The 20490-nt window shown below is 41.7% G+C and carries 11 protein-coding genes; 6 read left to right on the top strand and 5 right to left on the bottom strand.

What is annotated here, in order from left to right; genetic code table 11:
- Positions 1-46: 46 nt before the first annotated feature.
- Genes KTR06_RS08295 through KTR06_RS08285 form a run of 3 tightly spaced genes read right to left on the bottom strand, consistent with a single transcriptional unit; the run spans position 47 to position 6040 of the window.
- On the bottom strand, positions 47-1141 hold the full coding sequence (locus KTR06_RS08295; protein ID WP_195436328.1) for a glycoside hydrolase family 99-like domain-containing protein: 1095 nt from the start codon (positions 1139-1141) through the stop codon (positions 47-49).
- A 12-nt stretch (positions 1142-1153) separates the two neighbouring features.
- Positions 1154-2836, bottom strand: a complete 1683-nt coding sequence (locus tag KTR06_RS08290) for a SusD/RagB family nutrient-binding outer membrane lipoprotein (protein ID WP_061447930.1) — start codon at positions 2834-2836, stop codon at positions 1154-1156.
- Positions 2837-2848: 12 nt separating this feature from the next.
- Entirely contained in the window at positions 2849-6040 is a 3192-nt protein-coding gene (locus tag KTR06_RS08285; protein ID WP_151935093.1) for a SusC/RagA family TonB-linked outer membrane protein, read from the bottom strand.
- A gap of 231 nt (positions 6041-6271) precedes the next feature.
- On the opposite strand from KTR06_RS08285, the gene KTR06_RS08280 reads away from it, so the two are divergent.
- From KTR06_RS08280 to KTR06_RS08270, 3 genes are read left to right on the top strand one after another with little or no spacing between them, the layout of a single operon-like run.
- The gene (locus KTR06_RS08280; RefSeq protein ID WP_009040290.1) at positions 6272-8530 is read left to right on the top strand and encodes a GH92 family glycosyl hydrolase; all 2259 of its coding nucleotides are present in this window, start codon (positions 6272-6274) and stop codon (positions 8528-8530) included.
- Positions 8531-8536: 6 nt separating this feature from the next.
- The gene (locus tag KTR06_RS08275; protein ID WP_118219873.1) at positions 8537-9310 is read left to right on the top strand and encodes a metallophosphoesterase; all 774 of its coding nucleotides are present in this window, start codon (positions 8537-8539) and stop codon (positions 9308-9310) included.
- 13 nt (positions 9311-9323) lie between these two features.
- A complete protein-coding gene (locus tag KTR06_RS08270) occupies positions 9324-10460 on the top strand; it encodes an alkaline phosphatase (protein ID WP_004298690.1) in 1137 nt (378 codons plus the stop codon).
- A 73-nt stretch (positions 10461-10533) separates the two neighbouring features.
- Here KTR06_RS08270 and KTR06_RS08265 read toward each other — a convergent pair whose 3' ends face one another.
- Complete coding sequence (locus tag KTR06_RS08265; RefSeq protein WP_004298693.1) at positions 10534-11409, bottom strand: DMT family transporter; 876 nt, start codon at positions 11407-11409, stop codon at positions 10534-10536.
- A 130-nt stretch (positions 11410-11539) separates the two neighbouring features.
- Between KTR06_RS08265 and KTR06_RS08260 the strand changes: the two genes are divergently transcribed.
- Complete coding sequence (locus tag KTR06_RS08260) at positions 11540-13291, top strand: AAA family ATPase (RefSeq protein WP_217290196.1); 1752 nt, start codon at positions 11540-11542, stop codon at positions 13289-13291.
- Positions 13292-13307: 16 nt separating this feature from the next.
- Positions 13308-14225, top strand: coding sequence for a HEPN domain-containing protein (locus KTR06_RS08255; protein ID WP_008775344.1), 918 nt, complete (start codon positions 13308-13310; stop codon positions 14223-14225).
- 114 nt (positions 14226-14339) lie between these two features.
- Here the strand turns inward: KTR06_RS08255 and KTR06_RS08250 are convergent, their stop codons facing one another.
- Positions 14340-16910, bottom strand: a complete 2571-nt coding sequence (locus tag KTR06_RS08250) for a family 78 glycoside hydrolase catalytic domain (protein ID WP_217290195.1) — start codon at positions 16908-16910, stop codon at positions 14340-14342.
- A 736-nt stretch (positions 16911-17646) separates the two neighbouring features.
- Here KTR06_RS08250 and leuS point away from each other — a divergent pair.
- Positions 17647-20481, top strand: a complete 2835-nt coding sequence (gene leuS / locus KTR06_RS08245) for a leucine--tRNA ligase (RefSeq protein WP_217290194.1) — start codon at positions 17647-17649, stop codon at positions 20479-20481.
- The last annotated feature ends 9 nt before the right edge of the window (positions 20482-20490 follow it).

Here is a 20490-nt window from a genome sequence, read left to right as displayed (position 1 = left end):
GATACGACGATCTGCCTGATGCGTCGTATCCCGTTATTAATAACTATTACTTCTTAAATTGATTTCTGGTTATCTTCAGAAATTCAGATTTGTTTTCCTCCGTCGGTTCCAAATTCGTTCCTTTCTGGTAATTATTCCATGAATTGACTAACACAATGTTTTTACTTCCGATATTCCGTTTAGCTACATTACAGAAATTAATATAATCAGTAGTCTCTCCATCTTGCCCGAAAGTATATTTATAACTTGAAGTTGAATTGATACGGTCATTATAAGAAGGAAAGATACAAGGAACAAAGTCTGTATTCCATTTGGATATTGTAGTCTTCCAATTGGCCCAATTCAAATCAACAAAACTGAAAAAGGCATAATAACGGTCATACATATTCGTTGACCAGTCGTTCACTGTCACTCCATCAAAAGAAGCAATCTGATGTTCCTCATAATTCACCGGAGCTACCCAACCGGTAGTAAATTCTCCAATCGTATAAAGATCATACCCCAATTCTGATACAGCCTTCTTTAATGCCGGGATGACCAAAGAATAATCAATACTCTTCAATGCAGAAGAAGAAAGGTTAGACGGAGTTATTAGAATAACCGGTCTTCCGTTCATTTTATAATAGGCCTCATCATTAAATAAAGGCACTAAAGTATTCGTAAAGTCATTGATCATCTTATTCAAATTCTCTTCCTCTTGAAGCGGTTTGTCATTAGATACTTTCAGATGTTTGGTGTTATAATTGATCACTAAGCGGACTTTTGCATTGGTTGCCGTACGTACAGACTTAAAGTTGGTAATCAATGTATTATCTGCTGAAGCAGCATCCCAAGTAACTATCAGAAAGTCCAAGGCAGCCTCATCCGCCCAAGCAAGCTGTTGCTGTAACACGCCACTGGTTGTAGACAAATATTCACCCAACAAAGGAGTACCGGCATATATTTTCTTACCGGACTTTAACCAGCTGGAAGAGGAAGTTATATTGGTATAATAAGCACCGACTATCGCATCCACAGGTAAATCCGTCTGTGGTATATCATACACATATTTGCTCTTATCAGGAGCCAAATGATCGTCTTTATCACAAGATACAGCTAACAAAGCGATGAATCCGAGCAATATAATAGTTATCTTTTTCATATCCTTCATTTTTTAATTATTCGTCAAATAAGGGTTAGTCTTAGTGGGCAATGCAAACCATAACTTAGTCGACATTGCATCTTGTCCACCATCGAGATTTGCAATACCTTTCGTCAATTCATATTCATTGTTTGTTTTCTCGCTATCGGGATATACCAATCGCTGTGGAATATAAGCATAAGGATTATCCTTGGTGCCGGCATTCACAGCACCATATCCGGTTTCCGGCTGGAAATGTGGCGGAAATTCCAATACTTGGCTACGGCGAATCAGTGTCCACGCATCCAACGATTGATAAAACATAGCTATATATTGCTGCATGATAATCTGACGATAAATAGGATCAGGTTCATCAGATGTAATAGCAGAAGATACAATGCCGATAAAATCTTTATAATAATCTTCACCTTCTTCTGTGACTGTGAGATCTGTCAATGTATTCCATTTAATTCCCGGAGTCTGAAGATAATTATTTACTTTTCCACCGTCTACGCCATATTGAGCCATCGAAGCGTTCACACCCGCATTGTAATAAGCCTCGGCTGTTTGCGAACCACTTCCCAAACCTTTATGAACCAATTCACTTTTCAACAGGCACACTTCTGCATAATTCATAATTACTTCTGCATAACTCTGCTCCGTGAATTTATCCTGTAATTGAGAGTAATCATCTGCCGTCTTTCCACTGTGCGGGTTGGGAGACAAGCTGACTCCCGAAGGCAAATTAGAAACTTTCGGTTGTCCCCAATAAGGTGCCCAATGGAAATTATCAGGCATAGAAGCAGCATTGGCAGGAGTGAAAAATTTCTCCAACCGCGGATCAGCATAGGGAGCCATATACATCAGAATCGATTCGCCGGCAGAGTGAAGCTTATCCAAATTACTTTCACGGTTGATGACCAGATAATCATAAAAATAATTTCTTGTATCTGCGTTATCCCCCCATTGCAACAGACAATTATCTTCATTACTTGTCATCAAGTTCTGTTCATTTTCCATAAGTTCATCAATCACTTCAGTCGCTTTCGAACGGTCAGCATTACAAATACGAACGGCCAAACGCAAACGTAGTGAATTGGCAAACTTCTTCCATTTCAATAAGTCGCTGGATTTCTGTCCTGAAGGAAAAATAGGGTCTGCTTTATAAACATCTCCATCCATCTTCAACCCGTCGGCACATGCTTTCAAATCATTCAGCATAGCATAATAAATATCCGATTCCTTATCGTAAGGCACTCTCTCACCGGCATTAAATGCCTGACTTTTAGGAATACCTCCCCAAATAGAAACTGCTTGTGAGAAAAGATAGTTTTCCCATATTTTAGCAATAAGTACACGATTGTGATATTGCTCGTCATTTTCCATTTGCGTTTGTATAAAGTGAACAGGAAAAATAGCATAATTATATACATTCTTCCAATATGAATCATTGGTTGAACCTTGATTTCCATACCTTTGTACCTGTCCACCGGTAGCTCCACCATAATAATGGCTATAGTTGGCCAACAACACTTTTTTCATGCTTCCGCAAAAAGCATTCAGCGTATAATAAGAACTCGTATTGAACAAATATTCAGGGTTAATTTCATTCAGTTCATTGGGATTGGCATTGGCAGATTCAAAGTCATTCGTACACGAAACGAAAGAAATGGCCATTGCAGCAAAACCGGCTAATAATATTTTAATCTGTTTCATAATATTCTATCTTTAGAAGGTTAGTTTAATATCAAATCCGACAGAAGATACGGGCGGCATTCCTCCATATTCTATACCTTGAGCATTTCCTGATGAAGAAGAAGCCTCCGGATCTATGCCTTTAGGAGTGTTTTGATGAAGAATAGCCAAATTACGTCCTACCACAGCCAGTCGTAGACCACTAATCGGCAATTTCTTTAGGATAGACTTCGGAAGACTGTAGGCAACAGAGAGTTCACGGAATTTAATATAGGAAGCATCAAATACAGATCTTTCATCAAAACTAGCATAGCGGTTATTAGGTTTGACAAACAAGAGACAAGGCGTTCCGTCTTCAAAATAAGCGTCCGGATATTGATAACCGGAAGTTGCCTTCGCGCTACTCTCACCATAAATCACATTACTCAAATAATATCCTTCACGTCCTTCGGCAGATTCGGCAACAACACCGGCTGTTGTCGCTCTATTCCATGTTCCCGAATAAAGAGTTCCTCCAATACGTGCATCAAACAGGAAACTAACTGTAAAATTCTGGATTCTGAAATTGCTTCCAAAACTTCCCGTCCATTTCGGCTCGGCACAGCCTAAATATTGCGTATTATCCGTTACCAATATTTTACCTGAAGAATCGACTAATTTACGTCCCTGGTCATCACGTTTCCAGGCACGTCCCCGAATGACTCCATAAGGCATGCCTTCTTCCAACATGATACTGACATTGCTTGATTTCAATAATTGCACATTAGGATTTCCGTCCACTACCTTAATCACTTTCGACCGATTACGCGCCCAGTTGATATTCGCATTCCATTCAAACAATTTGGTCTTGACGGGAGTAGCAGACAACACAACTTCCCATCCTTGATTACGTACATGACCTGTATTCAAGAATTTAAAACTATAACCGCTAGGCACCGGCAAAGCGACTTTCGTTATCAAGTCATAGGCATCAGAACGATAATAAGTTACATCTACACCCAAACGATTATGGAAAAAGCGGAGATCAGCTCCAAGTTCCAAAGAACGGTTACGTTCCGGCAAAAGTTGATCATTATTTAAAGTTGTACTAATGGTTTGCAAAGGTGAACCATTATAAATGCTACCCAACTTATAGGTTTGATTAATCCGATAGGGGTCTGTGTCAGAACCGGCATAAGCAAAAGAAGCACGAATCTTACCGAACGACAAGATAGGTGATTTGATCTTAAATGCATCGGTAAAAATAAACGTAGCACCAAAAGAAGGATAAAAATAAGAGCAATTATCCAGTGGTAAAGTAGACGACCAGTCATTGCGGGCCGTTACATCTAAATAAACATAACTATTGTAACCTAATGACACCGAGCCGTAGGCAGAACGGATTATCTTCTTAGATTGCAGTTGAGTAGCACTAGGATACTCATTCGAGTTAGAAATATTCTTGAAATCAGGAACCAATATGCTATTCACGCTTTCCGTTCTTTTCTCCGAGTTGCGTTCATATCGGCTAATACCGGCAATGGCATTGACTGATATTTTATGAAATGTTTTATTATACATCAATAAAGCTTCAAAGTTAGTAGAAGTACTGTTATTGATCCAGTTCTTCATACCACCGTCCACATCACTACGTGCCCCCAGATTAAAGAACTCCATTCCTTTCCACCAATAAGCATCCAGTCCGGCTTTACCTACCGCCTTCAAGCCCGGAAGTAATTTTACTTCCAGATTCATCGATCCGCTCACCCTGTCACGCGTGTCAGAGTTCGTATTTTCATAAATATTCCAATACGGATTATAACCACGTTCACCAATCGGAATCATTTCATTTCCATTTTCATCCTTATAATGTTTCAATACATCAATAGAAAGCGAACGGGGAAGAGTAACAAACGCATATATAGGATTCTTATCCGAACCATTCATATATTGACGGTTGTCTACCTTTTCATGTGAGTAAGTCATTTTAGAATCTAAAGTCATCCATTTGGTAATCGTATTCATCAACCGGAGATTGAATATATCTTTAAAGCTTTCATTGATACCGTGTACTACACTATTACCCTTACTTCTCGTATACGATACGCGATAATTATTCTTTTTCGAACCACCTTCCACAGCCAATGTATGTGTGTACCGATGGGCGGTTTCGTAGAAATCCTTCACATTGTCCGGATGTGAAGAATGAGTAGTAAGTACACCGTCATGTCCATAGATAACCTGATCCCACAAAGGCGCTCCCCAGCTACGCAATTTAGCACCTGCAGAAGAATTATAACCACTGAAATTCGGTAAATCTGTTGGTAATCTGTTACCATTAGGTTGAAGCGTCAGTTTGTGGTCAAGCAAATAAGAGTTTTCTCCCGTTCCCCAACCATTCTGATAATCTAAAAACTGGTTCACTTTTTCAAATTGGAAATTTCCGCTATAAGAAACTTTTGTTTTTTCGAATGTGCTCGAACGTTTAGTGGTTACCAATACAACTCCCTGTGCTGCACGCGAACCATAAAGTGCAGCTGCATTCGGTCCTTTCAGGATTTCAATGCTTTCAATATCATCCGGATTGATATCCGCCACCGGATTACCAAGGTCGGTAGAACCTGTACCACCATCAACGGTCACACTTGTATCACCCGGTTCGTTTTCAATAATCATACCATCAATCACAAATACGGGCTGTGAGTTTTCAGTCAGTGAGCTTGTTCCGCGAATGACAATACGCGCACTACCATTGCTCGTTCCCGGAGGAGTAATGGTAACCCCCGCCACCTTACCGGAAAGAGAAGATATCAGATTGCCACTACTATTTTCTGCCAAGGCTTCCGCATTTACACTCTGCCGTGAATAATTAAGACTCTTAGCTTCACGCGTCACTCCGAGAGCGGTAACAACCACTTCATCAAGAGCCTTCGCCGTGCTGGCCAAAGATACATTGATATGAGTCAAACCGGTAATTTTAGCCGTTTTCGTCTCCATTCCGACATACGAAAATTTCAATTCTTGACATCCATTAGGCACATGAAGTGTAAACGTACCATTTATATCGGTAATTGTGCCTACCGATTTAGCGTTCGTCTTACCATCCGGATCAACAGCTACCACCGTAGCTCCTATGATAGGCATTCCATCCGCAGCATCTGTCACTTTACCCGTTATACGCTTTCCTTGCGCATAACCCGATACACTTATTACTAAAAAGAATAAGAATAGGAAGTAGTTTTTCATAATACTTAATTATTAAATTAAAGAATACAGTATTGATTAATGCATTAAAGATGAACCAAAGATATTTTATGGTGATTAATATTAGATTAATATTCTCTTAATGGCGAGACTTTACAAAAAAAATATTTGTAGAAGATAGATTTTAAGGTTACATTAAGTTTTCATTAATCAAACTATCCTATATTTACAGCAAATCTAATTAAAACCATCGAAAAATAAAAAAATCTGTTTATGTACAAGAGAAAATTCATTCCGTTAGTACTGTTAATGATTTTAATCGTCAATGGATGCAGCAACAAGCAAGAGGTAGTGTCAACTCCGGTTGACTATGTAAATCCTTATATGGGGAATATCAGTCATTTGTTAGTTCCTACTTACCCAACTGTTCATCTTCCCAATAGTATGCTCCGCATCTATCCGGAAAGAACAGATTACACTTCTGATAAAATAAAAGGCTTACCGGTCATTGTCACCTCGCATCGGGGAAAGTCTGCATTCAGCCTGTCTTTCTATCAGGGAGCAGAGATCGGATTACAACCGGTATATTACTATTGTTATGATAATGAAGTGATAAAACCCTATTCCTATTCTTCCTATTTTGAAGAAGAAGAGGTTTCCACTAAATTCGCTCCTTCCCACCAGGCAGGAATCTATGAACTAAGTTTCCGGAAAAACAATGCTCCATATTTAATACTTAGTACCACCAATGGTGAGCTTAAAACTACGGAGAATACCATTTCCGGTTATCAGAACATAGATCATCAAACCAAAGTATATGTTTATATGGAGACTTCCGCACTGCCGGAAAAAACGATGACTGTCAGCAAAGAAGAAATAAATCACAGCCACACTGCCATAAAAGGCAAGAACGTGGGTATCGCTCTCTTATATTCAACAGATATAAAAACAATCAAAGTTCGCTACGGTATTTCCTTCATTGATGAAAAGCAAGCAAAAGCCAACCTACAGCGGGAAATAAAAGATTATGATGTGGAAAACCAGATGAACATTGCCAAAAACATCTGGAATCAAACATTAAATAAAATCAAAGTGGAAGGAATAGACGAAAATGCAAAAGCAATATTCTATACTTCCCTCTACCGGACTTACGAACGGATGATTTGCCTTTCGGAAGACAACCGCTATTACAGTGCTTTCGACAATAGTATCCACAAAGATTCTGTCCCATTTTATACCGACGATTGGATTTGGGACACGTATAGAGCAGTCCACCCCTTACGTGTTATCATCGAACCACAAATGGAAGCTGACATGATTCAGTCTTTTATCAGAATGGCACAGCAAATGGAACATAACTGGATGCCTACATTTCCTGAAGTTACGGGAGACAGCCGTAGAATGAATTCCAATCACGGTGTAGCCACTGTTATTGATTCATATATAAAAGGAATCCGTAACTTTGATTTATCAGCTGCTTACGAAGCCTGCAAACTTGGTATTACAGAAAAAACGTTAGCCCCGTGGTCAGGCATAAAGGGAGGTGAAATCACAAAATTCTATTGGGAAAACGGATATTTACCGGCATTGGCACCGGGAGAACAAGAAACAGCTGACGAAGTACACCCATTTGAAAAACGCCAACCGGTAGCCGTCACTCTAGGTACGTCTTACGATGAATGGTGTCTGGCACAAATAGCCAAACAACTTGGGTATGAGAAAGACTATAACTACTTTCTACAAGGGAGTAAAAACTATCGGAATATTTTCAATCCTGAAACAAAATTCTTCCATCCCAAAAATGCAAAAGGCGAATTCATAGAACCCTTTGATTATGCCACTGCCGGTGGATTAGGTGCTCGTGAAGCATACGGCGAGAATAACGGTTGGATATACCGATGGGATGTTCCCCATAATATTGCTGATTTAATTGAACTGATGGGAGGGAAAGAAGCATTCAGAAATAATCTTGAAACGATGTATAACACCCCATTGGGCGAAGCCAAATATGTATTTTATGCACAATTACCGGATCATACGGGTAATGTAGGTCAATTTTCAATGGCTAATGAACCCAGTATGCACATTCCTTATCTGTACAACTATATAGGAGAGCCCTGGAGAACTCAAAAAAGAGTAAGGACATTGCTCGATGAATGGTTTAGAAATGACCTGATGGGACTCCCGGGCGACGAAGATGGCGGAGGAATGTCAGCATTTGTAGTCTTCTCCATGCTAGGTTTCTATCCTATTACTCCTGGTTTGCCTATTTATGTCATCGGAACTCCTATGTTCGAAAGAGCAGTTATTGAAACAGGAGCCGGCAAATCATTCGAAGTCATTGCACACAACTATTCGCCGACAAATAAATATATCCAATCAGCCAAATTAAATGGCAAAGATTGGAACCAGTCCTGGTTCGAACATAAAGAACTGATGAATGGCGGCAAACTGGAATTTACAATGGGAAACACTCCCAATAAGAATTGGGCGGCAGACAGTGTGCCCCCTTCTTTTGAAATGAATAAATAACAGAATATGAATAAAATATTATTTGTCCTTTTATCGCTTTTGATTTCTCTGCAATCATACTCCCAAGAGCAAAATGAAAAAGAAGTTTCATTTCTCTTGTTGGGAGATATACACTATGATTTATTGGAAGATCACGATATGGAATGGTTATCCACCAAACCGGATGATCTGCGCCAAGTTACCAAAGAATATTCAGTATTCACGAAAAATACATGGCCGGAATTCTCCCGGATAATCAGCGGGCAAGTTCAAAAACACCAGCCGTCAATAAAAGCCGTTCTGCAAATGGGGGACTTGTCAGAAGGATTGGCCGGTTCTCCACAAAAAGCAATACAGATGGCTAACAGTGCCTTTAAAGCTGTCAACAAAATGAATCTGAAAGTACCTTTCATTATGACTAAAGGTAATCATGATATCACAGGGCCAGGGGCTAAAGAAGCTTTTGAAAAAGTATACTTACCCAATATGGCAAGGTTGGCAGGACATCCATCCTTACAGTCAGCCAATTACACTACTACTCTTGATGATGTATTATTTGTGTGTTATGATCCATGGGATCGGAATCCGGAAGGGCTACAACAATTAGAAAAGTCACTAGCCGGTTCGAAAGCAACTTACAAGTTTGTCATGTTACACGAGCTTGTGATTCCGGTAAACGAAAGATGCTGGCATGTATTCCGACAAGATAATGCCAAGAGGATGCAATTAGAATATTATGCCGCATTTGGAGAAAAGCCATACGATACAGTTAACATATCCGAATTACTTACTTCTAATTAAAAACATATTAGCCATGAATGTAAAATTTAAAGCTCATTTATTTATTTTCTCCTTATTCTTTTGCTATAATCTATCAGCACAAGAAATCGTCAAAGGAGATTTTAAGAACGAAAATCCACAAAGTTCGTATGTTCCTTCATTTGACATGGATGCTACCGACAAACCGGTGAAGAATGTCATCTTAATGATAGGTGACGGCATGGGACTGGCACATATCTGTTCAGGAATGTATGCCAATCAAGGACAGCTTACTATCACTAATTTAAAAACATGCGGTTTCGTCAGAACGCAATCTGCCAACAAGTTTACAACAGATTCAGCTGCTTCCGGAACTGCTTACTCAACCGGAAAAAAAACTAAAAACGGAGCGCTCGGAATGGATGAAAATAACCAAGTTATTCCAAACTTACCGGAGAAGTTATCCGGCTATGGCTACATTTCAGGAATCGTTACCACTGACAATCTCGACGGAGCTACTCCTGCTGCTTTCTTTGCTCACCAACCGGAACGTGGAATGTCTAAAGAAATTTGGGCAGATCTTCCTAACAGTAAGCTGACATTCTTTTCTGCCGGTAGTTATGAACTATTTGAAAAACAAGCACCAAACGTTCAAAAGGAAATCAAAAAAGAGTTTACCATCATAGAGGAACCGAATGACAAAGCTATCAAGAAATCTAAAAAACTGGGATACTTACCCACAAAGAGCAAAACAGCTTCTGTAAACGAAAACCGGGGAGATTTCCTTCCGTCTACCACCCAAATGGCTATTGACTATCTTTCGAGCAGGAGTACTAACGGTTTCTTCTTAATGGTAGAAGGTGCCCGAATAGATAAAAGTGCGCACAGCAATGATTATTCGGCAGTTGTCCGTGAAGTATTGGACTTTGATAAGGCGGTAGAAGCTGCCATCAGATTTGCAGAAAAAGATGGAAATACATTAGTGATTATTTCAGCTGATCATGAAACCGGAGCATTAGCTTTACGTGACGGAAACATAAAAGAAGGCAAAATGAAAGCAATGTTTGTATCTAAAGGACATACACCAATCATGGTTCCACTGTTTGCATACGGTCCACAATCCAAGCTTTTTGGCGGTGTTCAGGAAAACAGCGATGTTAGTAATAAAATTCTCCAATTACTCGCTAAATAAGATATAAAACAGATCTGTCATTCAAACTGAAATAAGAAAGAATTTCTTATTTGCATATAGAAAAAATTCTTTCTTATTTCTTTTCTGCCTGATAGACTCCAAAAATAATGCAACCTGCTCCCAATAATGTAATCCACGTGATTTTTTCGTGGAGAATGATAACCGAAGCTACCATAGTCACCAACGGATTGAGATAGATATAATTGGAGGCTCTAACGGTTCCCAGCTGTTTCAATACCACATTCCAGAGGACATAACAAACCAAGGATGCCAGGACGGCCAAAAATAAGAGATTAGATAATACAACCGGTTTTAAAAGTACATCGAAATCCGGTTGCAGCGGATGAAGAAGAAAGGCGGGAAGTATGGTCAATACTCCATAAAAGAATATTTTGCGGGTGATAAATACAGTGGGGTAACGCCCTGTCATTTTCTTTATCACCAAACTATAAAATGCCCACGACAGGGCGGCAAGTAAAGTGAGCAAATCCCCTACTGGAGATAATTTGAGTACAAAACTACCGTTGAAGACCACCAGTCCCACCCCAATTAAAGCTAATATGGAACCATAAATCAAACCTTTGGTGGCTTTTTCACTCTTATAAAAGAGAAGGGAAAGAATGGTAGTAAGCAAGGGAGCTGTGCAAATGATGAAAGCGACATTGGATGCTTGCGTAATTCCCAAAGCTGTATTCTCTGTAAAGAAATAGAGTGAACCACCGAAAAAACCTCCTGCCATCAACCAAAGTTCGTCTTTCCAATTACTCGTAAACAGACGTTTGGGAGAAATCACCCAAATGCCCAGATAGGCAATAAGAAAACGATAGAAGAATATCTCCTGTGGGGTCAGTCCGTGATTAATCAATACTTTGGTTGATATGAAAGTCAATCCCCAGATAGCAACTACAAGTATCGCAATCAGATGGTAATATCCATGCTTCAATTCCATAATGGTGGTGATGTTTGTTTAATAGAGTGCAAAGATAGCGAGAAGTTATGGAATGTTTGTTTGGAGAAGTAACAAAAAGCCCGTACCTTTGTTTATGTTCAAAGAAAGTTCCTAAAATAAGGTATAAGTTATGGAAAAATATATAGCACCGGACAGGAAACGTATCCCATACGGCATGATGAACTTTGCAGTAATCCGCCGCGACGACTGTTATTATGTAGACAAAACCCGGTTTATACCCATGATAGAAGAGGCGGACAAGTTTTTCTTCTTTATTCGTCCGCGCCGTTTCGGCAAAAGCCTCACAGTAAATATGTTGCAGCACTATTATGATATACTTGCCAAAGATAAGTTCGATGCCCTGTTTGGCGACCTTTATATCGGAAAGCACCCTACGCGCGATCGGAACAGCTATCTGGTACTATACCTCAACTTCTCCGGAATAGTAGGCGAACTACACAACTACCGCAAAGGACTGGACGCGCATTGCCAAACAATGTTCGACTATTTCTGTGATATTTACGCCGACTATCTCCCCAAAGGCATCAAGGAAGAACTCGACAAAAAAGAAGGAGCTGTCGAACAATTTGAATACCTGTTCACAGAATGTAATAAGACCAACCAACGTATTTACCTTTTTATTGACGAATACGACCATTTCACCAATGCCATCCTCTCGGATATAGAAAGCCTGCACCGCTATACGGACGAAACACATGGCGAAGGTTATCTGCGCGCCTTCTTCAATAAAATTAAAGCTGGAACTTATTCCAGTATCGAGCGTTGTTTCATTACCGGTGTAAGCCCCGTGACAATGGACGACCTCACAAGCGGTTTCAACATCGGAACCAACTACTCGCTCACGCCGGAATTCAACGAGATGATAGGTTTCACGGAAGAAGAAGTGCGCCAAATGCTCACTTACTATTCCACTACCAGTCCGTTCAACCACAGTGTGGACGAACTGATAGAAATAATGAAACCCTGGTATGACAACTACTGCTTTGCGGAAGAATGTTATGGTGAAACCACTATGTACAACTCCAATATGGTGCTCTACTTCGTCAAGAATTATATCCAACGAGGCAAAGCCCCCCGGGATATGGTAGAAGACAATATCCGTATCGACTACGAAAAATTACGTATGCTCATCCGGAAGGACAAAGAGTTTGCCCATGATGCCTCCATCATACAAACATTGGTGAGCGAAGGTTACGTCACCGGAGAACTGAAAAAAGGTTTTCCTGCCATCAATATCACCAATCCCGACAACTTTGTGAGCCTGCTCTACTATTTCGGTATGCTCACCATTAGCGGCACGTATAAAGGAAAGACCAAACTCACCATCCCTAATCAGGTAGTCCGCGAACAAATCTACACTTATCTGCTAAGTACCTATAACGAAGCCGAACTCAATTTCAGTAGTTACGAAAAGAACGAACTTGCCAGCGCTCTTGCCTACGATGGCGACTGGAAAGCCTATTTCGGTTATATTGCTGACTGCCTGAAACGCTACACCTCCCAGCGTGACAAGCAGAAAGGTGAATTTTTTGTCCACGGCTTTACGCTTGCCATGACGGCACAAAACCGTTTCTACCGTCCCATTTCCGAACAGGACACACAGGCAGGCTATGTCGACATTTTCCTCTGTCCGCTACTGGATATCTATTCAGACATGAAGCACAGCTACATTGTGGAACTAAAGTATGCCAAGTATAAAGATCCCGAAAGCCGCGTGGAAGAACTGCGACAGGAAGCTATTGCCCAAGCGAATCGCTATGCTGACACTGATACGGTAAAGAGAGCAGTCGGCACTACACAGCTTCATAAGATTGTGGTTGTATACAAAGGAATGGATATGCCGATATGTGAAGAGGTTTAACAGATAGGCTAACAATATGAAAAGATCAATAAAACGTTTGCCCAAACGCACGCAAGAAGAGTTGGCGGTGTTGCAAGAGCTGATATTGTCGAATCTTACGAATGTGCGTATGATTATCTTGTATGGAAGTTATGCGCGGGGAAAATATGTCATCTGGGATGAAACATACGACGAACGTGGAGTAACTACTTACTACCAAAGTGATTTGGATATTCTGGTGATATGTGATACGAGAGACGCAAATAAAGCAGAGAGGCATGCGCGCGAGGTGATCGTTCCTAAATATGATACAAGAATGGAAGGAAAGCGGCATCCGGCACCGCCTAATATTATTGTAGAAACTCCAGTGACCATTAATAGAGCTATAAGAAGGAAGCATTATTTCTTTTATGAAATTATAAAAGACGGAATTCTGTTGTATGACAATGGTACGTTTCATATTGGCAAACCTGAAAAGTTGCCGTATCGGGAGATTAAGCAATATGCAGAGGAAGAATATGAAGAATGTTTTCCTTTAGCAGAAGGATTCTTAAGACATGGCGAACTAGCCTATGAAGATGGAGACTATAAATTAGGTTCTTTCTTATTACATCAAGCCTGCGAGCGCTTCTACAAATCATTTACGCTTGTGTATAACGGAATTCGCCCTAAATCTCATGAATTAAAAGTACTGGGAGCGATGGTCAGAAGCTGTTCACGAGGATTTGCTAATGTGTTTCCTACCAATACTTTCGAAGATAATAAAGCATTTGATAAATTATGCAGGGCATATATCGAAGCGCGATACAACCGGCTGTTCACCGTCAACAAAGAGGAATACGAGTATATGCTGGCACGAACAGAGGTACTGCGCGAAGTGACTATCCGAGAATGTGCTGCACGCATAACATATTACGACGAGATGATAGAAAAAGAAGAGAAAGACAAGATATAACCATATATTGTAAAAATGAAGAATTACCCTCATCACAAATAGCTGTAATGAGGGTAATCACGTTAAAAGAGAGTTTCGATACATCTCCTTACTATCAAATTCTTACATGAAGAACTATTTGGTCACCTTGTAAGTTCCACTTCCATACTCCTTTGACTTCATCTCTCCGGGAAGGGTTACGGTAGCGGTAACACCCTTAGGAATGGTGAATTCCCAAATCCAGGTATCTCCTTCGTATTTCCAGGCACTCTTGATGAGTCCGGCGGCGGAACGGTATTCGGCAGTCACGTGTCCTAACCGCTTGTCTGGAATGGGCTTCATAATGATATGTTTGAAGCCGGGGGTGGCAGGATCGGCTGCGATGCCGGCAACGGTTTCCCAAATCCATTCACATACGCATCCATAGGCATAATGATTGAAGCTGTTCATGCCGCGCGGTCCCATTCCTTTGTCTATCATATAGCTGTTCCACCGTTCCCAGATGGTGGTGGCTCCATTGTCCACAGAATACAGCCAGCTTGGGTTCTTACGTTGAAAGAGGAGTTCATAGGCAATGTCTTCCATGCCATTCTCCGTGAGGGTGGCCATGAGAATGGATGTGCCCAAGAATCCGGTCTGCAAGCAAAGATCGTGCTGTGCGAAGTTTTCACGCAGGCGGTCTATCATCTTCGCTTTGGCTTCGCCTTCCACAAGCTGGTTCTTCAAGGCAAACAAGGCAGGAGTTTGCATGGTGTTGAGGATGGCGGTTTTGAAGGTGCCGTCCTCGTTGAGGAAGTTCTTTTTGATGTATGCCTTTGCCGAATCGGCCATTTGCTGGTACTTGGCGGCATCGCGACCGGTGGCGGCAGCCATATCCCGCATCATGAAAGCATCTATCACCCAGTAGGAAGCGCTCAAATAGTTCCAATAGCTGACGGCATCAGGAAGCGGACCTTGGGGAGAGAAAGCCAGTCCGCTACAACTTTCCAGTGGTTCGTAGCTCAACCAGTCGGCCCATTGGTAGTTGCCGTTCTCACCGCAGAGAGTCTCGTGGTTATACTTGGTGTCGTTGATGTGATTCATAAACAGGTCCATGGCGTTCCAGCTCTCCTCGATGATTTGCGTATCACCGAATTGCTTCCATACCGTCCAAGGCACGATGATTCCGGCATCGGCCCAACCCAAACGCATTTTCTCATCACCGTATTGTGCCAAGGGAGCCACTCCGGGGAATCCGCCCAAACTGTTTTGAGTGTCGCGCATGTCACGCATCCACTTATGGAAAAACTTCATGGTGTTAGCAAAGAACGTACCGGTTTCTGCAAACACTTGTGTGTCTGCTGTCCAGCCCAGACGCTCGTCGCGTTGCGGACAGTCGGTGGGTATGGACAGGTAGTTGGATAGCTGTCCCCAATAAGTGTTGGAGATGAGCTTGTTCACAAGGTCGTTGCCTGTGGTGATAGTGCCGGTCTCCAGTTCCTTTGCGATGGAAGTAACGGGGATGGACTTCAACGACTTGATGGCAACATTCCCAGTGGCAATTATGGAGACGTAGCGGTAACCAAAGAAGGTGCAGTGAGGATAATAGGCCACATAGTTATCTCCGCCAGCAAAGGTGTAATCCAGACGGATACCGGTGTGGGGGATGCGCAGGTTTTCGCGATGGCAGCTTCCTTCCGGACCGTCCATCCCACGAATCTTGGCACCATTGCCGTCATTGAGCAGCTCTGCAGGAAGGCAAGTCAGCACCGTTCCCTCGGCAGCTTTGAATACGAAAGAAGGTACGCCGGCACAATTTTGTCCGAAGTCCACCACTAACGTCTCTCCCGGACTTACGGTCATCTCCGTACCCGATGCGAACTCACGGGCAATAATTACCTTACCGAACTCATTCTCCTTTGCTCCTTCTACATTCTTCCAAACGTATGCTTTGACAGGAGCGAGGGCGAGATCAGTACGCAGATAGACTTCCGCTCCGTCCGAAGGCAGGATATCGCCAGAGAATTCGGTGTTCTCTTCGGGCGTGGAGAGTTTCTCCACGCATTCGTAGCCCATCGACTCGCGTGCATCATACTCTTCTCCGTCAAAGATACCAGCATGTTTCACTGGGCCGGCAATTCCGGCTTTCCAATTTTTAAGATCAGTACCGTAACGCTTTTTGCTTCCGTCAGAAAAAGTCAGTTCCAGTACACCACGGAAGGCACATTTCTTGCCTATCATGCCGTCATATCCTCCAGGGGTTATGATTTTGTCAGCCCACCATCCCGGCGTCACCTGTACGGAGAGCATATTCTCGGCGTTTGGCTTGGTACGGATGATGTCTGTAATATCATAGGTGAAAGAACGTTTGGTCTTGGCATAGTGTGTGAAGCCCGGTTTCAGAAATTCCTCGCCTACGGGTTTCCCATTCACATACAACTCATAAACTCCCAGTCCAGCGGTCATCCACTTGGCAGAGACAATTTTCTGTTCGTTTTTCACGGTGGACACGAACCAACTCGCGCCATCGGCTGCGCGACCGTCATTATGTCCTTTCACTACAGGAGCGTCTACTGCGGAAATCCATTTGGATTCGTTCCAGGCTGATGCTTCCAATGCGTCAGTACGTTTTCCGACTTCGGTTGCGTTTATCAGTCCGCTATTCGAGAAAAGCGCGAGAATCATTATCGGGATAAGATTCGCAAAACAATGAAGATTCATTTTCATACTTATATGTATTTTTAGTATTAAAAGATTAACTTGGAAATGCTGTTTTAGTTTTACAGGGCTTGCACAACAAAATTACAGAATTATATGATATGACAGACGATTTCTGCATTTTTTTTGACTCAATGATGGTTTCTATTCAATCCGGAGAACTGACTCATAAGTCCGAACTGATTGAACAGACAGCAGGAGCTTTTTACGTTGAATGATCGATTATCGGGCAAAACAATGACATATTGTAAAATAATATAATCAATACACTCATTCAGTATATTGTAGAAATTATTTATTAAAGAAGAAAAGAAGATGCCGGTTATTCATTGCAATCATTCTTTCTTCTTTACACGAAAGCCTCGAAATCGAATAAACTCTATTCAAGTTTTTAATAAATAACAAAGAGGTTTATTATAAACGGTATCCAAGTTTATTATAAACTCTTTTTTGACACTTTCAATACCTAAAATAGAATTATTGCAACAAAAATGGGCAAGAACCTTCACAGTTTCTTGCCCATTCGTTATCCTCGTTATGCAATTCGCATATTAACCTATTGAACTTTATGTAATAAAATTTATATATTTCATTGTTATTTCTTTATCATTATTGACCTCAAATATACAAAATAAAAAGAAGAAAGTCAATAGGGAAAGCGTGGTTATCTGAAAATAAACACGTAAATTTGTGCCTCGAATTAGAAATAACAGTATAAATCACTATAAATAAAAACTTTATCACTATGGAGTACAATTTCAGAGAAATTGAAAAGAAGTGGCAGAAAAGGTGGGTAGAAGAGAAAACCTACCAAGTTACGGAAGATGATTCGAAGCAAAAATTTTATGTACTAAACATGTTTCCTTACCCATCAGGAGCTGGTCTACACGTAGGTCATCCGCTGGGATACATTGCTTCGGATATTTACGCCCGTTACAAACGACTGCAGGGCTTCAATGTACTCAACCCAATGGGATATGACGCTTACGGTTTGCCGGCAGAACAATATGCTATCCAGACCGGACAGCATCCTGCTATCACTACCGTCAACAATATCAACCGCTACCGCGAGCAGTTGGACAAAATAGGTTTCTCTTTCGACTGGAACCGTGAAATCCGTACTTGCGACCCGGAATATTATCATTGGACCCAATGGGCCTTCCAAAAAATGTTCAACAGCTATTATTGTAACGATGAACAGGAAGCCCGTCCTATCGAAGAACTGGAAAAAGCCTTCGCCATCTACGGAAACGAAGGACTCAATGCCGCTTGCAGCGAAGATATCAGCTTTACTGCCGAAGAGTGGAACGCCAAAAGCGAAAAAGAAAAGCAGGAAATCCTGATGAACTATCGTATCGCTTATCTGGGTGAAACAATGGTAAACTGGTGTGCCGAATTAGGAACTGTACTGGCTAACGACGAGGTAGTAGACGGAGTCAGCGAACGTGGCGGTTTTCCTGTTATCCAGAAGAAAATGCGCCAATGGTGTCTGCGTGTATCTGCGTATGCACAACGCTTGCTTGATGGATTGGACACGATCGAATGGACAGATTCTCTGAAAGAAACCCAAAGAAACTGGATCGGACGTTCGGAAGGTGCCGAAGTGCAATTCAAAGTAAAAGACAGTGACCCCGAATTCACTATTTTTACCACTCGTGCAGATACCATGTTCGGTGTTACCTTTATGGTATTGGCTCCGGAAAGTGAATTGGTGGCACAGTTAACGACTCCTGAACAAAAAGCAGAAGTAGACGCCTACCTCGATCGTACCAAAAAACGTACGGAACGCGAACGTATTGCCGACCGTAGTGTTACCGGTGTGTTCAGTGGTTCGTATGCTATTAATCCGTTCACAGGTGAAGCAGTGCCTGTATGGATCAGCGATTACGTACTAGCCGGATACGGAACAGGAGCTATTATGGCTGTACCTGCTCATGATAGCCGCGACTATGCATTTGCCAAACATTTCGGATTGGAAATCCGTCCGTTGGTAGAAGGCTGTGATGTAAGCGAAGAAAGTTTCGATGCAAAAGAAGGCATTGTTTGCAACTCTCCGCGTCTTGATGTCACTCCTTACTGTGATCTTTCATTGAACGGACTGACCATCAAAGAAGCGATAGAGACAACCAAGAAATATGTAAAAGAGCACAATCTGGGCCGTGTGAAAGTGAACTACCGTCTGCGTGACGCTATTTTCTCTCGCCAACGTTACTGGGGTGAGCCGTTCCCTGTTTACTACAAAGACGGAATGCCCTATATGATTGACGAAGCCAGTCTGCCGCTGGAACTTCCGGAAGTCGCTAAATTCCTGCCTACCGAAACAGGTGAGCCTCCATTGGGACACGCAACTAAATGGGCTTGGGATACAGTAAACAAATGTGTCGTAGAAAATGAGAAGATTGACCATGTAACCGTCTTCCCGCTAGAACTGAACACCATGCCGGGATTCGCCGGTTCTTCGGCTTACTATCTCCGCTACATGGACCCGCATAATCATCAGGCATTAGTTGATCCGAAAATTGACCAGTACTGGAAAAATGTAGACCTATATGTAGGTGGTACCGAACATGCAACAGGTCACTTGATTTATTCTCGTTTCTGGAATAAATTCCTGTATGACATGGGTGTGTCTGTAATGGAAGAGCCATTCCAAAAGTTAGTAAACCAAGGAATGATTCAAGGCCGCAGCAACTTTGTATATCGTATCAAAGACACCAATACTTTCGTTTCACTGAACTTGAAAGATCAGTACGAAGTTACCCCTATTCACGTAGACGTAAATATCGTATCTAATGATATTTTGGATTTGGAAGCATTCAAAGCATGGCGTCCTGAATATAAAACAGCCGAATTTATCCTCGAAGACGGAAAATATGTCTGCGGATGGGCAGTTGAAAAGATGAGTAAATCTATGTTCAATGTAGTCAATCCGGATATGATTGTTGAGAAATACGGTGCAGATACACTTCGTATGTACGAAATGTTCCTCGGTCCGGTAGAACAGTCTAAACCGTGGGATACAAACGGAATCGACGGTGTACACCGTTTTATCCGTAAATTCTGGTCGTTGTTCTACAGCCGTACGGACGAATATCTGGTAACGGACGAACCTGCAACAAAAGAAGAATTGAAGAGCCTTCATAAATTAATCAAGAAGGTGACTGGTGATATTGAACAGTTCTCTTACAATACATCTATCAGCGCATTCATGATTTGTGTAAACGAACTCTTCAACCTGAAATGCAGCAAAAAAGAGATTCTGGAACAGCTCGTTATCACTCTCGTTCCTTTCGCTCCGCATGTCTGCGAAGAGTTGTGGGATGTATTGGGACACGAAACTTCCGTATGCGACGCCCAATGGCCTGCATACAACGAAGAATATCTGAAAGAAGATACTATCAACTATACCATCTCTTTCAACGGAAAGGCACGTTTCAATATGGAATTTGCAGCAGATGAAGCTTCGGACGCTATCCAGGCGGCAGTATTGGCCGACGAACGTTCACAGAAGTGGATTGACGGCAAGACTCCGAAAAAGATCATTGTCGTTCCGAAAAAGATTGTAAACGTTGTAATTTAAAGTATTAAG

The organism is Bacteroides sp. MSK.20.12 (genome assembly GCF_019052435.1).
GTDB classification, from domain to species: domain Bacteria; phylum Bacteroidota; class Bacteroidia; order Bacteroidales; family Bacteroidaceae; genus Bacteroides; species Bacteroides xylanisolvens.
Note: the sequence above shows the minus strand (reverse complement) of the source record. Positions and strands in the feature narration are given on the sequence as shown.

What these genes read in the sequence shown, in the direction of transcription:
- KTR06_RS08275 (WP_118219873.1), top strand. Translation starts at nt 8,537, where the DNA reads ATGAATAAAATATTATTTGTCCTTTTATCGCTTTTGATTTCTCTGCAA.
- leuS (WP_217290194.1), top strand. Translation starts at nt 17,647, where the DNA reads ATGGAGTACAATTTCAGAGAAATTGAAAAGAAGTGGCAGAAAAGGTGG.
- KTR06_RS08295 (WP_195436328.1), bottom strand. Translation starts at nt 1,141, where the DNA reads ATGAAAAAGATAACTATTATATTGCTCGGATTCATCGCTTTGTTAGCT.
- KTR06_RS08255 (WP_008775344.1), top strand. Translation starts at nt 13,308, where the DNA reads ATGAAAAGATCAATAAAACGTTTGCCCAAACGCACGCAAGAAGAGTTG.
- KTR06_RS08250 (WP_217290195.1), bottom strand. Translation starts at nt 16,910, where the DNA reads ATGAAAATGAATCTTCATTGTTTTGCGAATCTTATCCCGATAATGATT.
- KTR06_RS08280 (WP_009040290.1), top strand. Translation starts at nt 6,272, where the DNA reads ATGTACAAGAGAAAATTCATTCCGTTAGTACTGTTAATGATTTTAATC.
- KTR06_RS08270 (WP_004298690.1), top strand. Translation starts at nt 9,324, where the DNA reads ATGAATGTAAAATTTAAAGCTCATTTATTTATTTTCTCCTTATTCTTT.
- KTR06_RS08265 (WP_004298693.1), bottom strand. Translation starts at nt 11,409, where the DNA reads ATGGAATTGAAGCATGGATATTACCATCTGATTGCGATACTTGTAGTT.
- KTR06_RS08260 (WP_217290196.1), top strand. Translation starts at nt 11,540, where the DNA reads ATGGAAAAATATATAGCACCGGACAGGAAACGTATCCCATACGGCATG.
- KTR06_RS08285 (WP_151935093.1), bottom strand. Translation starts at nt 6,040, where the DNA reads ATGAAAAACTACTTCCTATTCTTATTCTTTTTAGTAATAAGTGTATCG.
- KTR06_RS08290 (WP_061447930.1), bottom strand. Translation starts at nt 2,836, where the DNA reads ATGAAACAGATTAAAATATTATTAGCCGGTTTTGCTGCAATGGCCATT.